We start from the raw sequence: 19,406 nt of genomic DNA on the forward strand, positions 1-19,406 counted from the left end.
TTAAGCTCCTAAGAGACTTTGCTCAACACCCAAACCGCGATGCTCAGGGTGAACCCAGTGAGCCAAAACTTTCCCCTCGTAGTTCCAATAAAAACCAACGGGATCTGTTTCGTAAATCGCCACGCGCAATTGGCCTTTGCCTTCCGTTGCTTTCATCTTTAACAAAGTTTGCGCCAAAGAAGCCTGGTTCAGGCCTTCACTGGAAGCGGCGGGAATACAATGCTCTTCATAAAGACGGGCCAAAAGAGAAAGCTCTACAAGATTGTACAAAGATTCACGGACAAAATATTTATCAGAATGAAGAGATGTCATACCCAAAGCCTATCGACGAAAAACGATGCCGACCACTTCTTTTTTATTGAACTAGACTCAAAGTGGCCGTTCCGCCCAGCGGTGTAATCATCACCCCGCGAAGAGTTGTGCCTATTTTACGCAAACGAATGTGCGCAAATCCTTCGACTTGTCCCTCTTGCGAAGCGGTTAGATAAAGAGCTAAGGCATCTTTGCTCGCGCCATGGTTCAAGGACACAGTAGCCCCGTCCACGATTGTCAATTCCCCTGCATAAAACTCATCCTGGAGCGAAACTTTCAACTGCACAGAAAAATCTTTTCCGGCCGCGTCGGTCATTTTACCAAGATAGCTTCCCGAGTAGTCGATGACCTCGCTGGCGTCTTTAAAATAATCGATAAATTTCTCCGTGCGGCGGCCTTTCATGGATTTAGTTTCTGTTCCGGCAAATGGATTCACATACTCAACGGTGCCTTTGCGGATTTTAAACTTCACATAAGACGGAGTCGAAAGATCGCTGTCTTTTTCCGAAGCGACGAACGAGGAATTTTCAAAGTCCCAAAGAACTTTTTGATAAAGTTTTCCTTGCGTCGCACCCCGTTTCCATAAAAACGCCTGGGACTTGGTTTCACTTTCTTTGACGAGAATTAAAAACCATTTTTCATTTTTACCATCGCGAAGTTCATAGCGGCCTTCCCCATCAAGAAGACGAATCATAATCGGCGCGCCGAGCGTTCCGACTTTCTTGGAAACTTCAGCGACTTCTTTGAGTAAATCAAAAGAACGGAGTTTTTCGACGAACTCTCTGGATGCGGCAAAATAATGCGGAATATAGGTGTCGGAAGGAACCATTTTAAAAGAGTCCCAAACCAAAGAGAGATCATGCAACTGCCCCTCATGCAAAACCGAGAGCAGCTTTTCTAATTCGTCGGACTTAAAGGGTTCTTCCATACGGATGAATTTTAAAATCAACTCAATGGAAACTTCGCCTAGTCTTTCGCCAAACTCCTCGGGCGCTTGCCCTGCAAATTCTAAAGTATCCGCAAAGGCGCGAACGCGAGCGGCATAGACATGAAGCTGGGCCTTCGTGCTTGTCGAAGTTACCTGTAAATCCAAAATCGAAAGATATTCACTGTAAGAATTCGCTGTTTGCAAACGGCCAATCCAATAAAGCGCATCTTCGTCAGACACTTTTGGCTGGCGCAGTTGTTTTAAAGCGATGTTAGATAAAATGCGCTGGTATCCTTCTTTAAGGTAGGTGTCGCCCGGGAAACGGCCATCGACATAAATAATAAGAGCGTCAAGATTGTCCCCGGCTGCTCTTGTTTTACTCGAAGCTCCTAAAGAACCAATCTCCACTTCCACCTGCGCCATGTAGCGAACGGCGATGTCTTTACTCATCCATTTGTGATAATAAAGCAGACGATCTTTGGTGCATTCCGCGATGACCAGCCAACGAGTTCCGCGCTCGACCATACGCAATCCCAGCTTTTCGATGGCTTGCGGTTCAATCTCTTCGAAATTAAACTTGGTCGCGAGCTCCTTTAAATCATCCAACATATAGAAATAAGCATCGAAAACCTTCGCTTCTCGCATCTTCGAGAGATTTTTATCGACGTCATCAATGACTTCTTTAAGTTGCGCACGGCCTTGCTCTGCCTTGGCTAATAATTCCTCTGCCGGAGGAAGGGATTGAGCAAAAACAGAAGTTGAAAAAAGGCACAAACCAAGAAGCCATGACAATGAAAGTGCGCGCACTATTTACCTCCGTGGATTTTGTTGAAAACAATGTTGTTATTTTCTACTGGGGCGGATCCTAAAACTTCGAAGAAAACGTCATTCAAAACTGAAGAAAGAACTTTGTTTTGTTTAAGCGAGAACGGAATATCCGCAATATAAAAACGGTTTTTCACTCGCACGATGTAGGGAATTAACTCGCGCGTGCCGGAGTGACGAGTCTCTGCCACCATTTCAAACTTGCTTAAATCTGTCGGCACAAGCTCTGCTTGTTCATAAGGCGTGCGAACGGATTCATGAAAAGCTTCTTTTGAAGAAAGCCTGCCTTTATAAAGAATATCTTTAAAGTACGCGGGCTTCTTTTCTCTGTTGACGATATGGGAATCCAGCGTCGTCATACGCACGAAACGGAGCCCCATTTCATCACTTAAACTTTGTCCCATTTGCCAAATATTATAGCCGAACCACACAACATTGTTTTTCGTCGAGAGGTAGTCATCTAAGAACGCACGCGGCAGTTTGTTGTCGTAGTAAGAACCGATATAAAAATTTGCGAAGCATTTATTGAGATCACCTGTTTTATAGGACTCAATGGAGCTGACGATTTTTTTATAGCCTGAATAATCCTTCAAAAGATGCAGCAAGGTCGCCGCATAACTACGCCCTCCCACGTACTGAGCTTCCTCTGTTTGATCATAATAAATATGCACACAAGGATCGTTCGATGGGCTTGTGAATCCCAATGTGGAAATTAAAAAGAAAGCAGCCATGGGAAACATGGCAATTAAAAGACTTTGGATTTTCATCGTTCCAGCGCCTTTCGGCCCCCCTCAAGCTATAAATGACTCTTCAAAATCCTATAGCCGAGAATTTTGGGAATCACTGAGGCTGAGAAAATAACAAGAATCTTTTTTCCAAGCTGCTTACGATTAAGAAATGACAAAAATCTCCTGTTTCTTGGAGCGAGATGATCACGAATGGCAATAAATTCCCTTTTCCCGGCGGCCCGCTCGACTTGAACACACAGAGTGGGACGACGCGGATCGGGTTTTATTGCTGAATCACCATACATCAAAGGCTGAAGTCGCTTACGAGTCAGCAATGTTGCCACGCGTGACTTTTGTATTTCCTGTCGAAGCTCTTGGTGGTCGGAAAAAGCTAAAGAAATTTCAGAGGAGAAAGCCGGCACCTGAAGCGTCTCGAACTCTTCACTATAATGATTAAGCAACGTAAGAACGAACGGATGCAAAACATGCGCGGCGGACTTTTCGAAGAAAAGGTCGAAGTGAACTTTACGCGAAATCTCGTAATGCATGACTTGAATGAGCATCTCTTTATAAGTCTGCCCTGAAAGCACCACCACACGCTGGGGAAAAAGATCTTGGAGGTTTTCAGCTTCCATCTTCGCCTTCGAATCCAGCGGATTGACGCTCAGAAAGATCGTGTATTTTTCATACATAATTCTGCGCAAATTAGTTCTTAAAGACCACACGTGTACGTTTTCGCCACGCCACTGAGGAATTAAGATCGCAATATTTTTTTTGGCTTTTTCCTCGATGAGAAAAAGCTCGCGAAGCGAAATAACCGTATTCATGAGCCGTCTCCTATGCTTTCACAAATGTACCGTTAGCCAGGATGAAAGAGTGAACGGAAGGTAGTTTAGAAACGCGCAAAAAAGTAGTTAAGATCCCGTAAGTTTTATTTTGGTTGCCATATATTAATGAAGTGTTCCATCATATGTTCTATGAACAACACGTCTTCTATCCCAACTCCCATCAAAGCTAATGTGGGTGATGATCGAGAGACTCAAGGATCTGTTCAGATTCATCTCTCTTCACCGCCTGAAAGAATGTCTCAAGCACTTAAGAAAATCGGAATCTTCTGGGGAATCGCCTTAGTCTCCGTTTTAATTCCGGTGTTTCACTTCGTTCTGGTTCCACTCTTTTTCGGTTTAGGTATCTTCTTCGCCATTCGCAGCTATAAGAGCGAAGGAAAAGTTCTTGGTGGAGAAACTTCGTGCCCTCATTGCGGGACCAAAGTGGAAATTAAGCCGGCCGAACTTCAGTGGCCTCTTTCAGAGATTTGCCAAAACTGCGCAAGGGTCGTCCGCATTTTCAAGTTGTGAGTTTTAACAACTCCTTCTAAGCTCAGAGAATGTTAAGAACTATTTCTCTGAGCTTCGTTTTATTTTTTTCCTGCGCCCCTGCTTTTGCCTTTGATCTTCTGTCAGGCATTTCCGCTCCGGGAAAACAAAAAAACATTCTTCGTTATTCGGGAATGTTTTATGAAAATGCAGAGTTTCCTGTTTCTGACGCCACTATGGACATACAGTCTTTCATGGCCAGTGTCCCCGTCTATAAAACAGAGAAAGATTCTGTCTCGATAAATCTAAAAAGCAGCGTACTGAGTGTAAATCCCGAACAAAATGGCTTCGACAAACTCACAGACGCTGAAATCGGATTTTCATACACGCACGCTTTAGAAGAGAAAAAACTTTGGTCGATCGTTGCCAACTATGGTTCGGCCAGTGACGAACCTTTTAAAGATGCCTCTGTCAGTACATTAGGCATTACGGCTCTTTACTCTTATCCAGGTGGACCGACAAGCACGTGGCTGCTCCTTGTGAACTATTCCAACAACCGTCCTATCTTGAACAACATCCCTCTTCCGGGATTTGCTTACTTCTATTTCCCATCCAAAGAGTTTCAAGCTGTTTACGGAATTCCTTTTGCCTCGGTGAATTGGCAGTTTCAGGACAACTGGAATTTAAATTTCTTTACGCTAATCCCATGGGTGGTCAAAACGACGATTAGTTACACAGGATTCAATCCCGTGCGAATTTACGCTGGTGTCGATTTTTCTCAGATGACTTATCTGCCTTTTGGTCGCGCGAACAACGAAGACCGTTTATTCTATGATGATAAGAAAGCTTTCCTCGGAGTGAAATCACCGTTATCCCAATTCGTGATGGCGGAGCTTGAATTCGGTCACGCCTTCGATCGTTCTTTCTTTATCGCGGAAAACTACACGAATAAACCCGATGATCCCGTCGAAATCGGCAATGCTTATTATGGAAAAATCACTCTAACGGTCGCGTTCTAACCGAAGCGACCTGTGATGTAGTTTTCAGTTCTTTGATCTTTTGGATTGGTGAAAATCTGATCACTCGCCCCGAACTCAATCAAATCGCCCAGGTACATAAAGGCCGTGAAATCAGAAACGCGCGCGGCCTGATGCAGACTGTGGGTGACAATCGCGATCGTCACATCTTTGCGAAGCTCTTGGATAAGCTCTTCAATATGACGTGTTGAAATAGGATCCAAAGCCGATGTCGGTTCGTCCAACAAAAGAATTTCAGGCTCCGTTGCCAACGCGCGGGCAATGCACAGACGTTGCTGCTGGCCGCCCGAAAGAGCCGTGGCCGAAGACGCCAAGCGATCTTTAACTTCCTTCCAAAGACCGGCTTGCTGCAAAGAGCGTTCAACGCGTTCTTCGATAAAGCTTTTCTTTTTGACGCCACGGACTTTCAATCCGTAAGCGACGTTTTCATAAATACTTTTCGGAAAAGGATTTGGTTTTTGGAAAACCATTCCGATACGCATGCGTACTTCCATCGGATCAATTTCTTTTCCGAGGATATTGCGACGATCCGGATAAAGCAGAATTTCGCCGTTGTATTGAGCGTTAGCATAAAGATCGTGCATGCGATTAAAACAGCGCAGAAGCGTTGTCTTACCGCAACCTGAAGGTCCGATAAGAGCTGTCACACGATGTTCATAAACCGGCAAAGTAATGCCGTTGAGAACTTTCTTTTCACCATACGAAAAAAGCAGATCTTTGACTTCAGCGCGGAGTTTTAATTCCATATTACCACTTCATCTTTTTACGGAAGCGAGAACGCAAGTAGATCGCTCCCCCGTTCATAATGAGAGTCATCACTAAAAGAACAACTCCTGTCGCCGCCGCATTGACGTGAAACTCGGCTTGCGGACGCGACAACCAGTTAAACATTTGGATCGGCATCACGGTGAATGGATCCATCAACCATTTAAAATTCAAAAACGGAAAATGACCTTCCACCGGAGGTGTCGGCAAAAACGCGATAAACGTTAACGCTCCAATCGTAATCAAAGGAGCCGTCTCCCCGATTGCACGCGACAGAGAAATAATCACGCCCGTCAGAATCCCGCCAGAAGAGTATGGCAGAATATGATGACGGATCGTCTGCCACTTACTCGCCCCCATTGCGTAGGACGCTTCACGAATCGTATTGGGGATTGAACGAATCGCTTCCCGAGTCGTTACAATAATAATCGGAAGAACCAAAAGTCCCAAAGTTAATCCCGCCGTCAAAATACTTTGGCCGAGTTTTAGCTTATAAACAAAAAGTCCCAAAGCCATCAGACCGTAAGTAATGGACGGAATCCCCGCCAGATTAATAATATTAAGTTCAATTATCTGAGAGACCCAATTTTTCTTCGCATATTCTTCAAGATAAACGCCAGCGGCAATTCCCAACGGAATCGCACAAAATGCCGTCGTCAGCATAATACAAAAGGATCCCACCCAGGCAGATAAAATCCCTGCCCGGTCGGCAAAACGCGACGGGAAGTTCGTGAAAAAGTCGAAGTTAATGCGCGGTACACCTGTCATCGCCAGGTCAATAATCAAAGTCAAAAGAGTGACCAAAGCAAAAAGCAAAGACAACATCCCAACAACGGCAAAGATAAAATCCCAGAGTTGACGACGTTTGATGTTCGCCAAGATATCTTCTGTCGAATTCGCGGCATTTCGGCCGGCAACCGTTTGCGTTTCGGAGACTTCCATTATTCTTTCTCCTGAAATCTTTTGCGCAGCCAAAGACCGACGATATTAAAACACAGAGTCAAAACCAAAAGACTTAACCCCGCAACGTAAATAGACTGATAGCCGATGGAACCGTGAGGTAAATCGCCCAAACTCACTTGTACGATGAACGCCGTGATTGTCGCTGCAGGCTCCGTCGGATTTAAAGTCAGATTCGGCTGCATGCCCGCCGCAATGGCAACAACCATAGTTTCACCCAGCGCACGGGAAATTCCCAAGATATAAGCCGACGTGATGCCAGAAAAAGCGGCCGGAATAACGACGCGAAAAGCGGTTTGCATGCGCGAGGCTCCCACCGCAAATGAGGCTTCACGCAAGTGACTTGGTACCGAGCGCATCGCATCTTCACTGAGACTGCTGACATAAGGCACGATCATGACACCAATCACGATCCCCGCGCTCAACACATTAAAACCACCCAATGACGGAATTACTTTTTGCAAAAGAGGCGTGACAAACAACAAAGCAAAATAACCGTACACGACAGTCGGCACTGCCGCCAAAAGTTCAAGAATGGGTTTTAGCACTTCTCTGTAGGACGGACGGATGTACTCGCTCAAAAATGCCGCCGCCACGGTTCCCAATGGAATTGCGACAACCAAAGCGATCATCGTCGATAAAAAAGTTCCGCACAAAAGCGGCAAAATTCCGTAGTGAGCGTTTTCAAAAAGCGGCGTCCACTCGGTGTCAGTGATAAATTCTTTAAACGACACATGCGAGAAAAACGGCAGACTCTCTGTGACCAGAATTCCGACAATCCCAATTGTCACAAGGACGGAAGAAGCAGCCGCTAAGAAAAGAATGCTTTCAATCGCACGCTCTCTTAAACGACGCATCCGCCGTACCGGGTGGTCGGCGGATGTAAACTCAGATAGTTTTTTGAGCTGATTTTTTGTCACGGAGTTAAACTACAATGAACCTTCACGTTTCATCAACTGTTCAATTTTAAGTCCCACTTCCGAGTGACCACCAAAAACAGTTCCCAATTTGTTCTTTTTCACGTGCTCTTTGCCTGTTTCGTAGGCTTTTGCTGGAAGTGGAACGTATTTAACGTCAGGAACAATCGCCGCCGCATTGCTAAGATAGAAGTTCACGAAGTCCTTAACCTCCGCCTTTTTCATAGAGGCTTCGCTCACGTAGATAAAGATCGGACGAGACAACGGGAAGTAAGAGCCGTTTTCAACAGTTTCACGGCCCGGCAAGACAGCTTCGTTCTTTTTCGGAGCTTTTTCGCCACCGACGATACCCACGACTTTCAATTTGCCTTTGTTCTCTTCGAAATAAGCCAATGGAATATAACCCAAAGCGTAAAGATCTTTTGAAACACCTGTCACAAGCGTGTTGTCATCCTCACTCGCCGTATAATCGCCGCGGGAAGATTTTGACTTACCAACGATCGCTTCTGTGAAGTAATCAAATGTTCCTGAATCAGAACCGGCTCCGTAAAGCTTCAAGTTCTCTTTAGGCCATGCCGGATTGATGTCACTCCACTTCATGACTTTGCCTTGAGCGCCTGGCTCCCACATTTTTTTAAGCTCTTCAACAGAGATGGATTTCAACCACGTGTTTTTAGGATTCACGACAACCGCTGTTGCATCATAAGCAATCGGGATTTCCAGAAACTTCACACCCGCTTTACGGCAGGCTTCCATTTCGCCCGCTTGAATCGGACGAGAAGCATCTTGAATATCGATTTCGCCACGGCAAAACTTTTTAAAGCCGCCGCCCGTTCCGGAGATACCGACCGTCACGCGAACTTTACCGCGCTGAGCCGACTGGAACTCTTCCGCCATCGCCTCTGTGATCGGGAAAACGGTGCTGGAACCGTCGATTTTAATAACGGGGACATCCGCATGAGCCATGGAAGCACCCACAACAAAAGACAAAGCAAGCATAAGATTTTTGAACATACACATCTCCTGTATGGATAAAGGTCTAGCACGAGCTTGCCGCCCTGTATTGTTAAGGTTTTATTATGATTTTAGCCATTTCGCGTTACTCTTGCTTGGAGTAAACTCAGTTTATTTAGGAAATCTATGAACAAAAATCCTTTCTTCGATCAAGAAAACATCCTTGCGAAAATCAACGCGACGATCGCCAATATCGTTTACATCTTTGATCTCAAGGAAGGCACGATGAGTTGGTTCAATAGCCGTCTGCAAGAGATCTACGGCTATACGCTGGATGAGATTCAGTCCATGGGAAGCGCTTACTTCGCAACGGTCATGCATCCCGATGACGTTCATGTTTTGGTTGATGCCGTCGAGAAATGCAAAAGACTCAAAGATGGCGAAGTTGCCTCCATTGAATATCGTTTTAAAGACAAACAAGGAAACTATCACTGGGTGAACGATCGTTTTACCGTGTTCTCGCGCGATGAGAACGGCGAAGTCCGCTCGGCCCTGGGAGTCGCCACGGATATTGATGACCGGAAATCCTATGAAGAAACGCTAAAGAGGACGATCAAAAAGTTAAACCTTTCTTTGGCTGCGGCGAACATGGGCACGTGGGAATGGGATATGGAAAAAAACACTCTCACGTGGGATGAAAAAATGTATCAAATCCATGGCGTGGTTAACAAAACCGGGACCAATCCCATGGAGGAGGTCTGGAAAAGAGCCCACCGCGAAGACATGGAAATCGTGAACGTCAAAGTTCAAGAAGCCGGCGCGAAAAAGCAAGACTTCTATGTCACCTACCGCGTTTCTCACGACAATAAAGAAGTGCATCACATTCGCTGCTACGGAAAATTTTTGGATGCGCCAGGCTCGGACTCGCATAGAATGTACGGCGTTGCTTGGGACTCCACAGAAGAAGTTATGACGGAAATGCAAATCGCCGAAGCCAAAGCGAAAATGATTTCTTCTACGAAAATGGCGGCCCTCGGGGAAATGTCGGGAGGAATCGCGCATGAGATTAATAATCCCCTCACCGTCATTCAAGCGCGCGCCTTTCAGCTTTCGCAAATGGTGGACGCCAATAAATTGGAACCAGCGAAGGTCAAACAAGCTGCCGAAAGCATCAGTCGCACCGCCGACAAGATCGCCCGCATCATCAAATCGTTGCGCTCGTTTGCGCGGGAAGGAACTTACGATCCGTTCGAAGTCGTCCCCGTTAAGCAGATCCTCGAAGAAACATTGGAGTTCTGCCGCACCCGTTTTTATAATCACGGCGTTGATGTAGAGCTTTCTGAGATTGATCCTGAGTTGGAAGTCGAATGCCGCTTGATTCAGATCGAGCAAGTGATTCTGAACCTGCTCAATAACTCTTTCGATGCGATTCAAAATCTTTCGGAAAAATGGATCCGCATTGAAGTCAAAGAACATGGCGACAGCATTGAAATCGCCGTGATCGACTCTGGTAACGGAATTCCCGCTGTGATTGCAGAACAAATCATGCTGCCGTTTTTCACCACCAAAGAAGTCGGAAAAGGCACAGGTTTAGGCCTCAGTATTTCTGCAGGAATTATTCGCAGTCACAAAGGCGAATTGTCGCTGGAACGCGAAGCACCGAATACAAAATTCGTGATTCGCCTGCCGAAGCTGCAAGAAGAAAATTAATTATTGGCACTGAGAACAGACGCCGAAGAAGTCCAAACGGTGGGAGACTTGTTTGTAACCCATCGTTTCGACCATCTTGATGTGCTGATCGAGATCGCAGATATGCAGAGGTTCCACACGCTGGCAATGACGGCAGATCACATGATGGTGATGATGGCCGGATTCGAGAGCGAGCTCAAAGCGCGCCACACCGTCGCCAAATTCCATGCGCGAAACTATTTGCGCGTCTTCAAATTTTTTTAGAATACGATAGATCGTAACGAGATCCATGCCTTCTGCTTTGCTGTCGAACTTTTTAAAAATCTCATCGGCAGAAATAGGTTCAGGATGATTGAGCAAGATTTTAAGCATTTGACTGCGCTGCTGGGTGAGTTTCATCCCCGCCTTGCGCACTCTCTCGTTGAGAGAGGAGATATCAATGTTTTTTCTTTCTTGCCCACATTTCGACATGGGCCCTTTGATACACTAGATCCCGCTTAAAATCCACTAGGTTTCTTGCTTTCGCAGCCGGCGAAGAGAGCTAAGTCCATAATATGTATAAGAAAGTCCTGATAATACGGGAACAAGAAAAAATGCCAAGGGAATGTAAGATAGGAGACCTAATAACATTCCCATTCCAAAGAGCGTGTGCCCCTCTTCCTTTTCGATTTGCTGGCGTTCTTCTTTCGTCGCATAGTCTTGAAGAACATCGTACATGAAAACTCTTTTATTAAGCCACGCCGTCAGCAAAAGCGGCACAAGCACCTGACACCCGGGCACCAGCCACAAAGGCAGAGTCACCACAAAAGCCATACAAAACAAAACAGTCGCAACCACCGTGTTCCAAACACTCCCCGCCAGCGAGCCGCCCCGTTTTTTCTCGAGATCTTTAAAATCTTCGTCACTCACCCACTTGAGCAAAACCGGCATCACGAAAAGAGACGTCAAAATCACCGCTAATAAAAATGCCACCGGGATAAACGCCATAATGAGAAACAGCACGGCCGTCCAACTTGCGAGCTCTAAAAATCCCGTCTGATTTTGCACCCACTGAAAAAGGCTCATGCCGCTAAAAAAAGAGGACAGCCCCAGCACCCAGTTCGGCCAGAAAATGATGAATAGCAAGAGCACCAAGATCATCGCTACAAAAGACGGTGCGAGAATAAGCAAAAGCATTCTCCAGCGAAAGAGCGCACCGAAAGCACTGCGAAATGAGAATAGGATTGAACTCATATTCAGATTTTTTCCCTTTCCGAGAGCGAATGCAAGTGCTTCAATGAGAGAACTATGCAGAAAATCATTCATCTCTTTCGCCATGGGCAAACTGACTGGAACATCCATCGCCGTATGCAAGGACACACGGACATTCCTCTGAATGAGGAAGGCCGTCGCCAAGCGCTCTCTTTGCAAACTTATTTCAAGGAAAACAGCGTTGAGCTTTTTATGTCGAGTGACTTAGTGCGAGCCCAGCAAACCGCGCAAATTGCTAATGCTCATTTGTCGCTGCCTTTTTTCACTTCGCCTGAATTCCGTGAAGCCCGCTTGGGTGAGCTCGAAGGACTGACGCAGGCGGAGGCCGATGCCAAGTTTGGTGCGGAGTCTTGGCAAAAATGGATCTCTCTCAACCCTGAGGACTTTCATTTCCGTTATCCGCAGGGAGAAAGTGCTCATGAAACCATTGATCGTTTCACGGCAGGTTTAAAAAACTTTTGCCTGAAGCATGACTTTCAGAGTGCGGGTCTCTGCACGCATGGTTTGGTTATGCGTCGTTTTTTACACTCATTGCGCCCGGAAATGACCGAGCTTCTGCCCATTCCAAACTGCGTGGTTTACAAAGTGGAATGGGATCCAAAATCACATCTTTTCAGTTTCTCACTTTAATTCGTAGCGGGTCAGATCCAAGAAGCCGAACTGGGTCGGATCCGTATTTCTAAAATGCGCGATCAGTTCGTCATAATGGAGCCAGAACGAATCCTGCGTACGGCGAACACCGAAGACATCAACAAGCTTCTGATAATCTTTTGCGGATTTTACTTTTTGAATTTGCGCGACAAAGATCGCAAGATTCTTTTCTTCAACGTCAAAAATCATATTGGGATAAGATCCCCAATAACCTTCGTGCACTGTCAATGTATCATTCTTAGGATCCATGCGCAGGGATTCCCCGGTGATCCAGGAAATATTCTCGTGCTCTTTATTGTGAATAATTGAAAAGACGCGCATCGGTTGCTCAGCGCTTGTCACTTTCAAAAGACTCAAATCCGGAAAGTATTTTGCAAAAGGTGTCGCCTTGCCCGCTTTAACAGCGGCGATGGGACGCAGTTCTTTTTCTAAACCGTGCGGCTTAAACGTGGCTGCCATGCTGTCGGGAACTTGGAGACTCTTCCAGTTGACCCTATCGAAAGAACCGCGAACGGTTTCGTTGAGGCGGAAAAAAAGAATCTTTTCCACGAGCTGTTTTTTGGTGTGAATCTCCTCATTGTACTTTATCGCTGTCGGATCTGCAGCACCCACTGTTGGAAAGATGTACGCCATTTTCGCTCTTGCTAAAAGGCCGCGATACCATTCACGACGGTATTGCAGTCTTTGTTCGCTGGGAAGGAACATCAAAAAGAGTTCTTCTGCTTCCATGCGAATCATATCCATGTAAATACGCGTAAGAAGCTGGTGGCTGACGTTTCCAAACACGTCGAAATTCACGACAAGGTTGTAAACGAGACGCTCCAAAAGAGGATAATCCAGAACGAAAACGGTTTTAGAAAGATCTCCGATCGCGCCCTTTAAAACCACGGCGTTATCATCGTGTCTAAAAACCGTCAGCACGGCGTTGTTATTCACCCCTTCACCGTCCCAGATATCCTTGAGGCTATAACCCTGCGGTTTGTTTTGCACATACCACTCGTTGCGCAGGACACGGTAAGCTTCCCGGTGATCGACAAGCCTCTTGAGGAAAATCGGTGTGTCTTGCAGTTTTACGTCGCTGCCCCAAACTCCGGGAAGCATCAGCATGTCCTGTGCTTTCACCTCATAATCCCGGGACAAAACCATATTGTCTGAATCAGGGTTTAGGAAAAAGACATAGAACTGCTCTTGAATGGAGTTCACAGCCATGCTGCCGTTACAGACGGGGCCTTTAATAAAAGTACTGACCTCATACTGAGCATCATCCAATAAAAACTGGTAACGTGCTTTTACAGGAATATCTTTAAACGCTTTGAAAGGATTTTCAGCCACTGTCGGTTCATAACTAGGAATAGTTTCTGCCGACCACTTCGTGGCCCAGAATATTTTTTTATAACGGGCCAGCTTCGCTGGGCTCCACTCATAGGGTATGTGGGTCTTTAGTACCACGGTGCCGGGAAACTTTTTAAGGCAATAGTGAAAAGAGGCGACACCGGGATCGTCATTCGGTCGGCGCGTGGCGATCTCTTCGGCGCCCTTTGCGCACGCCGTTTTCGAACGCACCAAACGGAAGAACTGATTTTTTTCCTCGGGAAAGTAAATATGCGCCAAGAAAAGATGCTCGTAAATGTAGCGGCTGACTAACTGGTGTGGAATATCCCGATCATTGAGGAAAGCCTCCCATTCGCGGATCTGTTTTCGCAAAACGGGGGAAACCTCACTTTGTTCTTTCAGTGTTTGGGCCGTGGGACCTGGAGCGCCCTTTTTAATCCACTCTTCGATATGATTCATCTCAGCCGCTGAGAGCGCTGGCAACCCGTAAGGCATGCCTAACTCGGGCGAGTTTTTCCTGATTGTTTCTAGTTCTGCCGGTGAAGATGGACAAATTTGCGACTCGGCGACCTGTCTTTGAATGTTCTTTTTCGGTTGCTCGAAACGTAACTGCAAAAGACCCATAAAAAGGTTTTCTTTGCTGTTGCGGCTGGTGTTGAGTTCATAAAAATCGCGCTTGCGCCATTCGGAGGTCCCATGCGCATCAATCCATAGGCGCGACGGTGCCACGCTGCTGGTGCGGGTTCCGTTGTAGACGTTAAGCTTATTGGCTCCGCGTTCAAACCCCTCGAAGTTTTGTAAATTCAGCTGGCAGGGACCGTTAAAGCAGCTATGGCAAGCAACACATCTGTTGTCGAAAATGGGCTGAATTCTGCGCGTATAAAGATCCACGGGGACTTCCGCTTTTGAGACGCTTGTCATCACAACTGAAATAAAACAAACCACCATGATCTTAATAAATTGCATAAATCCACGCTCCCCGTGTATTCTGCAAATATAAAACTCTTTCTTGATTAAGGGAAAGAACAAAGAGCGAGGAAGATCATGGAAAAAATTCCGTTTCAAATCGTACAAAATTCGATCGATAAAATCTGCAGTATCACGGAAGAAAGTGATCTTGAAACAGCATCGCAACACCTGTTTGATGCTCAGCCGGATCTTGCCGGTTTCTTTATGGAGTTTATCGAAGACATGAGCGAAGGCGCTCAAGATCTTGGTTTCATGATGGCTTTGATCCTTAATAAATCTTTCGAGGATCAGTACACAAGCCTGCGCCCGATGAACGAAGATGAAGTCGTCGCGCGTTTTGAAAAAAATGAAGCTGAGTTCGAACGCTACTTGCAAATCAACGACGATATGATCTCTGAGTTGCAGGAAAGAGCGACAGCCGAAGGCCAACCGGAAATCTTGAACTACATCATTGAAGAGCTTTTCATGTCTCCAGAGTTGGAGCCTTCTCTTGAGGCGAATGAGCAAATTCATTTGTTCATCATCTGCAAATTCTTTGTGGATTGCCTTAACGAACTTGCAACGGAAAAAGCTCCGGAGATGGTTCGCCACTAGGCCCTGTTTAGGGAATTCGTCACCTAGTGACAAGTTACGCAAAATTCCAAGGGTGTCTCGAATTGAGACACCCTTTTTAGTTTAAAATTCATATTAACAGGCACATACCTTGCTCTCCTAAGTTCAAAACTAAAAGGAGAGAACATGTCATCTAAACTACTTTCATTAACAATCGCTGGTATTATGGGGCTGCAAAGTGCCGCTATGGCGCAAACGGACCGCACGGCGGGTATTGGCGATGAGCAGATTAAAAACGCTAAAATCAACATGCAGGCTTTTAAAGCCGAGCTTGTAACCTTAGATCAAGCTTTGTTGGCAGCGAAAGAGTCGATCCTTAAACGCGATTCTAAAGGCTCTATCCTTAACGGCACGGCAATTACCGGTGCGGCTTTAGGACTTGGTTTAACAACGTACTCTTACTTTGCTTTCCGCTCTCGCTCATCCGGTGCGGGAATTTTAGGTCTTTTTGCCGGCGCGGCCAGCGTTCTTGCAACTTTAGGTTCTTCAGGAACAAGCGTTGCGAGCAAAGCTGTTAAAGGCGACCTTGACCTTAAAGATTTCGAAGCCAAATTGAATGCCGCAGAAGCGGAAGTCAACGAAGCTGTCACAACAGCGACGGACAAATCAGCTTCCGCTCTTTTGGAGCGTTTGCAAAACGACCTCGCGCAAGTTCGCGTCGCTTTGGTAAAATATGAAGCGTCTGACGACTCGCACGCAAAAGACATGTTGATTGCACAGCTTACGCAAGCAGCGGGCGCAGCTATCACCGTTTACGGCGTTACTCAACACAACTCTAAAGCGACATTGATTGGTCCTTTGGTGATGAGTGCCGGAAACTTGGGACAAATCATCCGCGGTCTTTCTGATTCCGAGGCGAAATTGATCGTGAACCAAATCGATCAAACCCGCACCTCTTTAAATACTTTGGCACTAACACTTGAGTAAATAAATGAGAACATCGACTCGCCTTCTAGGTTGGCTTTTGTTTTTGGTCCTGAGCGGTTCCTTGACTGCTCAGGCCAAGGCGCCTCGTTGCGAGTCGATCTTTTTTCCGACAGTTCGCGACGTTCTTGAGCAAGTCGATAAAGACAATAATCTTTTTCTTTTTAAAGGCACCTCGAGTGAGGCCTATATCAAAAATTTTTCCTGGATAAGAAAAAGAAAGATCCGCAAGATTCTAGAAAATACGGACATTCAGACGTTGACCTCTGAAAAAGCCGTTGAAAGATATGCAATTGAATTAGGTTCCGTTTTGTTTGGCAAAACAGACAGTATTCTTCGTTGGACAAAAAATCCCAAGGAAACCCGCCTTGAAGAATCCACCGTTATTTTAATTAAAGAAAAACTTTTGCAAGATGGACTTGTACAAACCTGGAGCACGATTCGCGACCCCCGCGACGTGACGGCTTTTAGAAAAGGTCTGGATAAAGTCGCTGCTTTTACCCACAGCAAAACTTTTGAGCTTTTGCGCTTTCCGTTTGCTTTGCCCAGCCTGAAGAATTCAGAAATTCCGCCAGCACTGATGTTTAAAATTGTGCGCGACGGGTTTAAAGCTCACGCCGAAGAAGCGCGTATCGCTTTGAAGTCGCAAACCAAAATTGATGCTTACAATACTTTCCGCAAAGTCTATAGCTCCGTCTTTTTTAGTATTGTTATGATTTTTAATATTCAAACAGGTTACGAGCAAATGACCGCTCTGCACCAACAACAAGTCGACACTGTGATTCATCAGATCAAAGAAAGCCGAAACGTCATGGAGTCGATGGTCGAACAACTGAAAAAAGAACAGTTCGAAGAGGCCTATCGCGGAGCTGAAGCCGACTTCATTCAAAAATGGGGCGAGCCCCCAACAGCCGCCGAAAAACAGATTCTTCGCGCGAAAATTGCGGAAGCTTTGCACTACACTCCTGAAAGCGCTTCACACTAAATGCATTATACGATTTTTTTGACGGGCGCTGCCGGCTGACCGAGCAAAGCCTGTTTAAGCGCCAGAAACGCCGGCTTATGAAACGGTTGTCCCAGTGTCACTTCGATATAGGTCAACGCTTGCGCCGGTGTTTTCGGATTCGGATTGTTCACGGAAGGCATTACGATTTCCGAAAAACAATCCGCAAGCGCCACGATTCTGGCGAACGGATTCATCTTAATGTCACGAATACGGCGAGGATATCCCTGCCCCGGCGCATTTTCATGATGCTCCAAAACAATTGCGATAATATCGTCGGAAATCGAAGGCATGCTTCTTAGAATTTCAACACCGCGATACACATGACTTTCGTATGCCGCCGTCTGATCGCGGTTCATGGCATGGCGAGGCAGCTCAAGGATTTCGTCAGGAAGCTCTTTCATTCCTACATCATGAAGAAGCGCACCGAGCGCCAGCTTTTCAAGATTCTGGGCCAGGGTCCATTTCATCGCCCGCGCGACGATCACTGAAATAGCCGACACCATCATTGAGTGACGGATCAGTTCGTCGTTAAGCTTCGACATCATTTCAATGACGTTGCCGATATCAGGTTTATTGTCGACAAGTGTTTGGATGGATTTACTGACGATCTTGGAATGTTCCATGGACTGGTGATCGAATCCCAGGTGCTCGATCTCTTTAAAAATGGAATCGGCGGCCAATGCCAGGAACTGGGCCTTGCGCTCTTCGCTGAATTTTTCGCTGTCGAGAACAATTCCGGCGACTGTCAGAGTTTGCCCGACGCATTTGTGAAAGTCCGACTTTCTGACGTAAAGCCATTCGGCCTTTTCGGGGAAGTGCATCTGGTCAAAGTTGACCTTTGAGCCTTCTTTAAGAATCATCACATAATTTGTTTCTGAGAGTTTAAGAAAGATATCCACGGGAACCTGAGTTCCGGAGATGAATTCACTCCTTGAAACTGCCACGTAGTCGTCCTGAATCTTCGTGTCCATCCACAACTTATCGGTTGTTTAGAAAAATTACTGGAGTTCGCCTCAACTTGAGACGTTGGTGAAGGCTGGTGTTCTTTTGCATCTTGTATTCGTTCAGTTTGCTCGAGTCTTTTTTGACGTTACGGAATTTACTTCTACCCTGAAGTTATCAACGGCGGAGGCAGCATGAATTCAATGAGCAAAAATGTTCTGACGGGTTTAGGTTTTGGCGTCTTGGGATACGCCCTTTACACGCTGACGCGAAATACGGTTCGCTATTGCAACTTTAAAGAAAAAGTCGTGGTGATCTCGGGTGGTTCGCGCGGCCTGGGACTTGTTCTTGCCAAGGAATTCGCGAAAGAAGGCGCGATCATTTATCTTTTAGCCCGGGATGGAGAAGAACTTCGTCGCGCGCAGAATCAGCTGCAATTTGAAGTGCCGAATTGCACCGTCTTTTTTAGCATCTGCGATTCCACTCGTCCTTCAGACGTGCAAAACGCTTTGCGTGAGGCTTATGCCTACTACGGTCGCATTGACGTGATCGTAAATAATGCGGGCGTTATTACCACAGCTCCTTATGAAAACAGCAGCGCCGAAGATTTCGAAGAATCTTTGCGCGTGCACTTTTGGGCGGCTTACAACATGACAGAAGCGGCCTTGCCTTACCTGCGGGAATCGCAAGCTCCCCGCATTATCAATATCAGTTCCATCGGCGGAAAAATCGGAGTTCCGCATTTAAGTTCTTACTGTGTCGGAAAGTTCGCACTAGCCGGTTACTCCGAAACTTTGCGGGCGGAACTGATGCGCGAGAATATTTATGTTACAAGTGTTTATCCGGGACTTATGCGCACGGGTTCTTTTGGTCATGCAACTTTCAAAGGGCAATATCGCAAGGAATATGCGTGGTTTTCCATCGCGGATTCTTTACCTTTACTGACGGTCAGTGCGGAAAAAGCGGCTCGCGATATTGTAAATGCAGCTCGCATTGGCCGAGCTGAACTCGTGATTTCAACACCGGCAAAACTAGCAACACGCTTTGCAAGAGCCGCTCCCGAAATTTTTTCTGATATCATGTCACTGACAAATGCATTTTTGCCTTCTCCGAGCGAGACAGAGCAAAAAGTTGAAGGACGAGGCGCGCATTCCGCTTTGTCTCCCAGTCCCATTACAAGACTTTCAGAGAGAGCCGCACGTCGAAATAACGAGCAATCGATTTAGGTCGAGAGAGGGAGCATTCTCCCTCTCTCGTGTTTTTTTACGAGATTGCACGAATAAAAATC

At 46.2% G+C, this 19,406-nt stretch carries 20 protein-coding genes; 8 read left to right on the top strand and 12 right to left on the bottom strand.

The window, feature by feature from the left end; translation table 11 throughout:
- Genes QJS83_RS15405 through QJS83_RS15420 form a run of 4 tightly spaced genes read right to left on the bottom strand, consistent with a single transcriptional unit; the run spans window position 1 to window position 3,620 of the window.
- Window positions 1-312 (bottom strand): hypothetical protein, encoded by a 312-nt coding sequence (locus QJS83_RS15405; protein WP_284606164.1) that lies wholly within the window; start codon window positions 310-312, stop codon window positions 1-3.
- Between the two features lie 43 nt (window positions 313-355).
- Window positions 356-2,047 carry a hypothetical protein gene (locus QJS83_RS15410; RefSeq protein ID WP_284606166.1) on the bottom strand — a complete coding sequence of 564 codons (1,692 nt, stop codon included), beginning with the start codon at window positions 2,045-2,047 and terminating at the stop codon, window positions 356-358.
- Window positions 2,047-2,832 carry a hypothetical protein gene (locus tag QJS83_RS15415; RefSeq protein WP_284606168.1) on the bottom strand — a complete coding sequence of 262 codons (786 nt, stop codon included), beginning with the start codon at window positions 2,830-2,832 and terminating at the stop codon, window positions 2,047-2,049. Before QJS83_RS15415 ends, QJS83_RS15410 begins: the two co-directional genes overlap by 1 nt.
- Before the next feature lie 29 nt (window positions 2,833-2,861).
- The gene (locus tag QJS83_RS15420; RefSeq protein ID WP_284606170.1) at window positions 2,862-3,620 is read right to left on the bottom strand and encodes a glycosyltransferase family protein; all 759 of its coding nucleotides are present in this window, start codon (window positions 3,618-3,620) and stop codon (window positions 2,862-2,864) included.
- A gap of 150 nt (window positions 3,621-3,770) precedes the next feature.
- On the opposite strand from QJS83_RS15420, the gene QJS83_RS15425 reads away from it, so the two are divergent.
- Window positions 3,771-4,151 (top strand): hypothetical protein, encoded by a 381-nt coding sequence (locus QJS83_RS15425; protein ID WP_284606173.1) that lies wholly within the window; start codon window positions 3,771-3,773, stop codon window positions 4,149-4,151.
- Window positions 4,152-4,180: 29 nt separating this feature from the next.
- Window positions 4,181-5,128 (top strand): hypothetical protein, encoded by a 948-nt coding sequence (locus tag QJS83_RS15430; protein ID WP_284606175.1) that lies wholly within the window; start codon window positions 4,181-4,183, stop codon window positions 5,126-5,128.
- Here the strand turns inward: QJS83_RS15430 and pstB are convergent.
- The 4 genes from pstB to QJS83_RS15450 all read right to left on the bottom strand — a co-directional run bounded on the left by pstB (window position 5,125) and on the right by QJS83_RS15450 (window position 8,808).
- Window positions 5,125-5,892 carry a phosphate ABC transporter ATP-binding protein PstB gene (pstB, locus tag QJS83_RS15435; RefSeq protein WP_284606177.1) on the bottom strand — a complete coding sequence of 256 codons (768 nt, stop codon included), beginning with the start codon at window positions 5,890-5,892 and terminating at the stop codon, window positions 5,125-5,127. The genes QJS83_RS15430 and pstB overlap by 4 nt on opposite strands.
- 1 nt (window position 5,893) lies before the next feature.
- Window positions 5,894-6,853: a phosphate ABC transporter permease PstA gene (gene pstA / locus QJS83_RS15440; protein WP_284606178.1), complete on the bottom strand. Its 960-nt coding sequence runs from the start codon at window positions 6,851-6,853 to the stop codon at window positions 5,894-5,896.
- A complete protein-coding gene (gene pstC, locus QJS83_RS15445) occupies window positions 6,853-7,728 on the bottom strand; it encodes a phosphate ABC transporter permease subunit PstC (RefSeq protein WP_284606179.1) in 876 nt (291 codons plus the stop codon). The genes pstA and pstC overlap by 1 nt, the downstream gene beginning before the upstream one ends.
- 72 nt (window positions 7,729-7,800) lie before the next feature.
- The gene (locus QJS83_RS15450) at window positions 7,801-8,808 is read right to left on the bottom strand and encodes a PstS family phosphate ABC transporter substrate-binding protein (protein WP_374028818.1); all 1,008 of its coding nucleotides are present in this window, start codon (window positions 8,806-8,808) and stop codon (window positions 7,801-7,803) included.
- Window positions 8,809-8,928: 120 nt separating this feature from the next.
- On the opposite strand from QJS83_RS15450, the gene QJS83_RS15455 reads away from it, so the two are divergent.
- The gene (locus tag QJS83_RS15455) at window positions 8,929-10,452 is read left to right on the top strand and encodes a sensor histidine kinase (RefSeq protein ID WP_284606182.1); all 1,524 of its coding nucleotides are present in this window, start codon (window positions 8,929-8,931) and stop codon (window positions 10,450-10,452) included.
- On the opposite strand, the gene QJS83_RS15460 is transcribed toward QJS83_RS15455, so the two are convergent.
- Together QJS83_RS15460 and QJS83_RS15465 are read right to left on the bottom strand one after the other, a co-directional pair.
- Window positions 10,453-10,902 (bottom strand): Fur family transcriptional regulator, encoded by a 450-nt coding sequence (locus QJS83_RS15460; protein WP_284606184.1) that lies wholly within the window; start codon window positions 10,900-10,902, stop codon window positions 10,453-10,455.
- 36 nt (window positions 10,903-10,938) lie between these two features.
- The gene (locus tag QJS83_RS15465; protein ID WP_284606186.1) at window positions 10,939-11,664 is read right to left on the bottom strand and encodes an EI24 domain-containing protein; all 726 of its coding nucleotides are present in this window, start codon (window positions 11,662-11,664) and stop codon (window positions 10,939-10,941) included.
- Window positions 11,665-11,718: 54 nt separating this feature from the next.
- On the opposite strand from QJS83_RS15465, the gene QJS83_RS15470 reads away from it, so the two are divergent.
- Window positions 11,719-12,312 carry a histidine phosphatase family protein gene (locus QJS83_RS15470; RefSeq protein WP_284606187.1) on the top strand — a complete coding sequence of 198 codons (594 nt, stop codon included), beginning with the start codon at window positions 11,719-11,721 and terminating at the stop codon, window positions 12,310-12,312.
- Here the strand turns inward: QJS83_RS15470 and QJS83_RS15475 are convergent.
- A complete protein-coding gene (locus QJS83_RS15475; RefSeq protein ID WP_284606188.1) occupies window positions 12,304-14,631 on the bottom strand; it encodes a fatty acid cis/trans isomerase in 2,328 nt (775 codons plus the stop codon). The genes QJS83_RS15470 and QJS83_RS15475 overlap by 9 nt on opposite strands.
- Before the next feature lie 78 nt (window positions 14,632-14,709).
- Here QJS83_RS15475 and QJS83_RS15480 point away from each other — a divergent pair, with 78 nt between their 5' ends.
- The 3 genes from QJS83_RS15480 to QJS83_RS15490 all read left to right on the top strand — a co-directional run bounded on the left by QJS83_RS15480 (window position 14,710) and on the right by QJS83_RS15490 (window position 17,155).
- Window positions 14,710-15,228, top strand: a complete 519-nt coding sequence (locus QJS83_RS15480; protein ID WP_284606189.1) for a hypothetical protein — start codon at window positions 14,710-14,712, stop codon at window positions 15,226-15,228.
- Between the two features lie 144 nt (window positions 15,229-15,372).
- Entirely contained in the window at window positions 15,373-16,173 is an 801-nt protein-coding gene (locus QJS83_RS15485) for a hypothetical protein (protein ID WP_284606191.1), read from the top strand.
- A gap of 4 nt (window positions 16,174-16,177) precedes the next feature.
- Window positions 16,178-17,155, top strand: a complete 978-nt coding sequence (locus QJS83_RS15490; RefSeq protein WP_284606192.1) for a hypothetical protein — start codon at window positions 16,178-16,180, stop codon at window positions 17,153-17,155.
- 5 nt (window positions 17,156-17,160) lie between these two features.
- Here the strand turns inward: QJS83_RS15490 and QJS83_RS15495 are convergent, their stop codons facing one another.
- The gene (locus QJS83_RS15495; RefSeq protein WP_284606194.1) at window positions 17,161-18,147 is read right to left on the bottom strand and encodes an HD-GYP domain-containing protein; all 987 of its coding nucleotides are present in this window, start codon (window positions 18,145-18,147) and stop codon (window positions 17,161-17,163) included.
- Window positions 18,148-18,312: 165 nt separating this feature from the next.
- Here QJS83_RS15495 and QJS83_RS15500 point away from each other — a divergent pair, with 165 nt between their 5' ends.
- Window positions 18,313-19,344: an SDR family NAD(P)-dependent oxidoreductase gene (locus tag QJS83_RS15500; RefSeq protein WP_284606197.1), complete on the top strand. Its 1,032-nt coding sequence runs from the start codon at window positions 18,313-18,315 to the stop codon at window positions 19,342-19,344.
- The last annotated feature ends 62 nt before the right edge of the window (window positions 19,345-19,406 follow it).

The sequence above is a fragment of the Bdellovibrio sp. 22V genome, from assembly GCF_030169785.1.
In the GTDB taxonomy this organism is placed as follows: domain Bacteria; phylum Bdellovibrionota; class Bdellovibrionia; order Bdellovibrionales; family Bdellovibrionaceae; genus Bdellovibrio.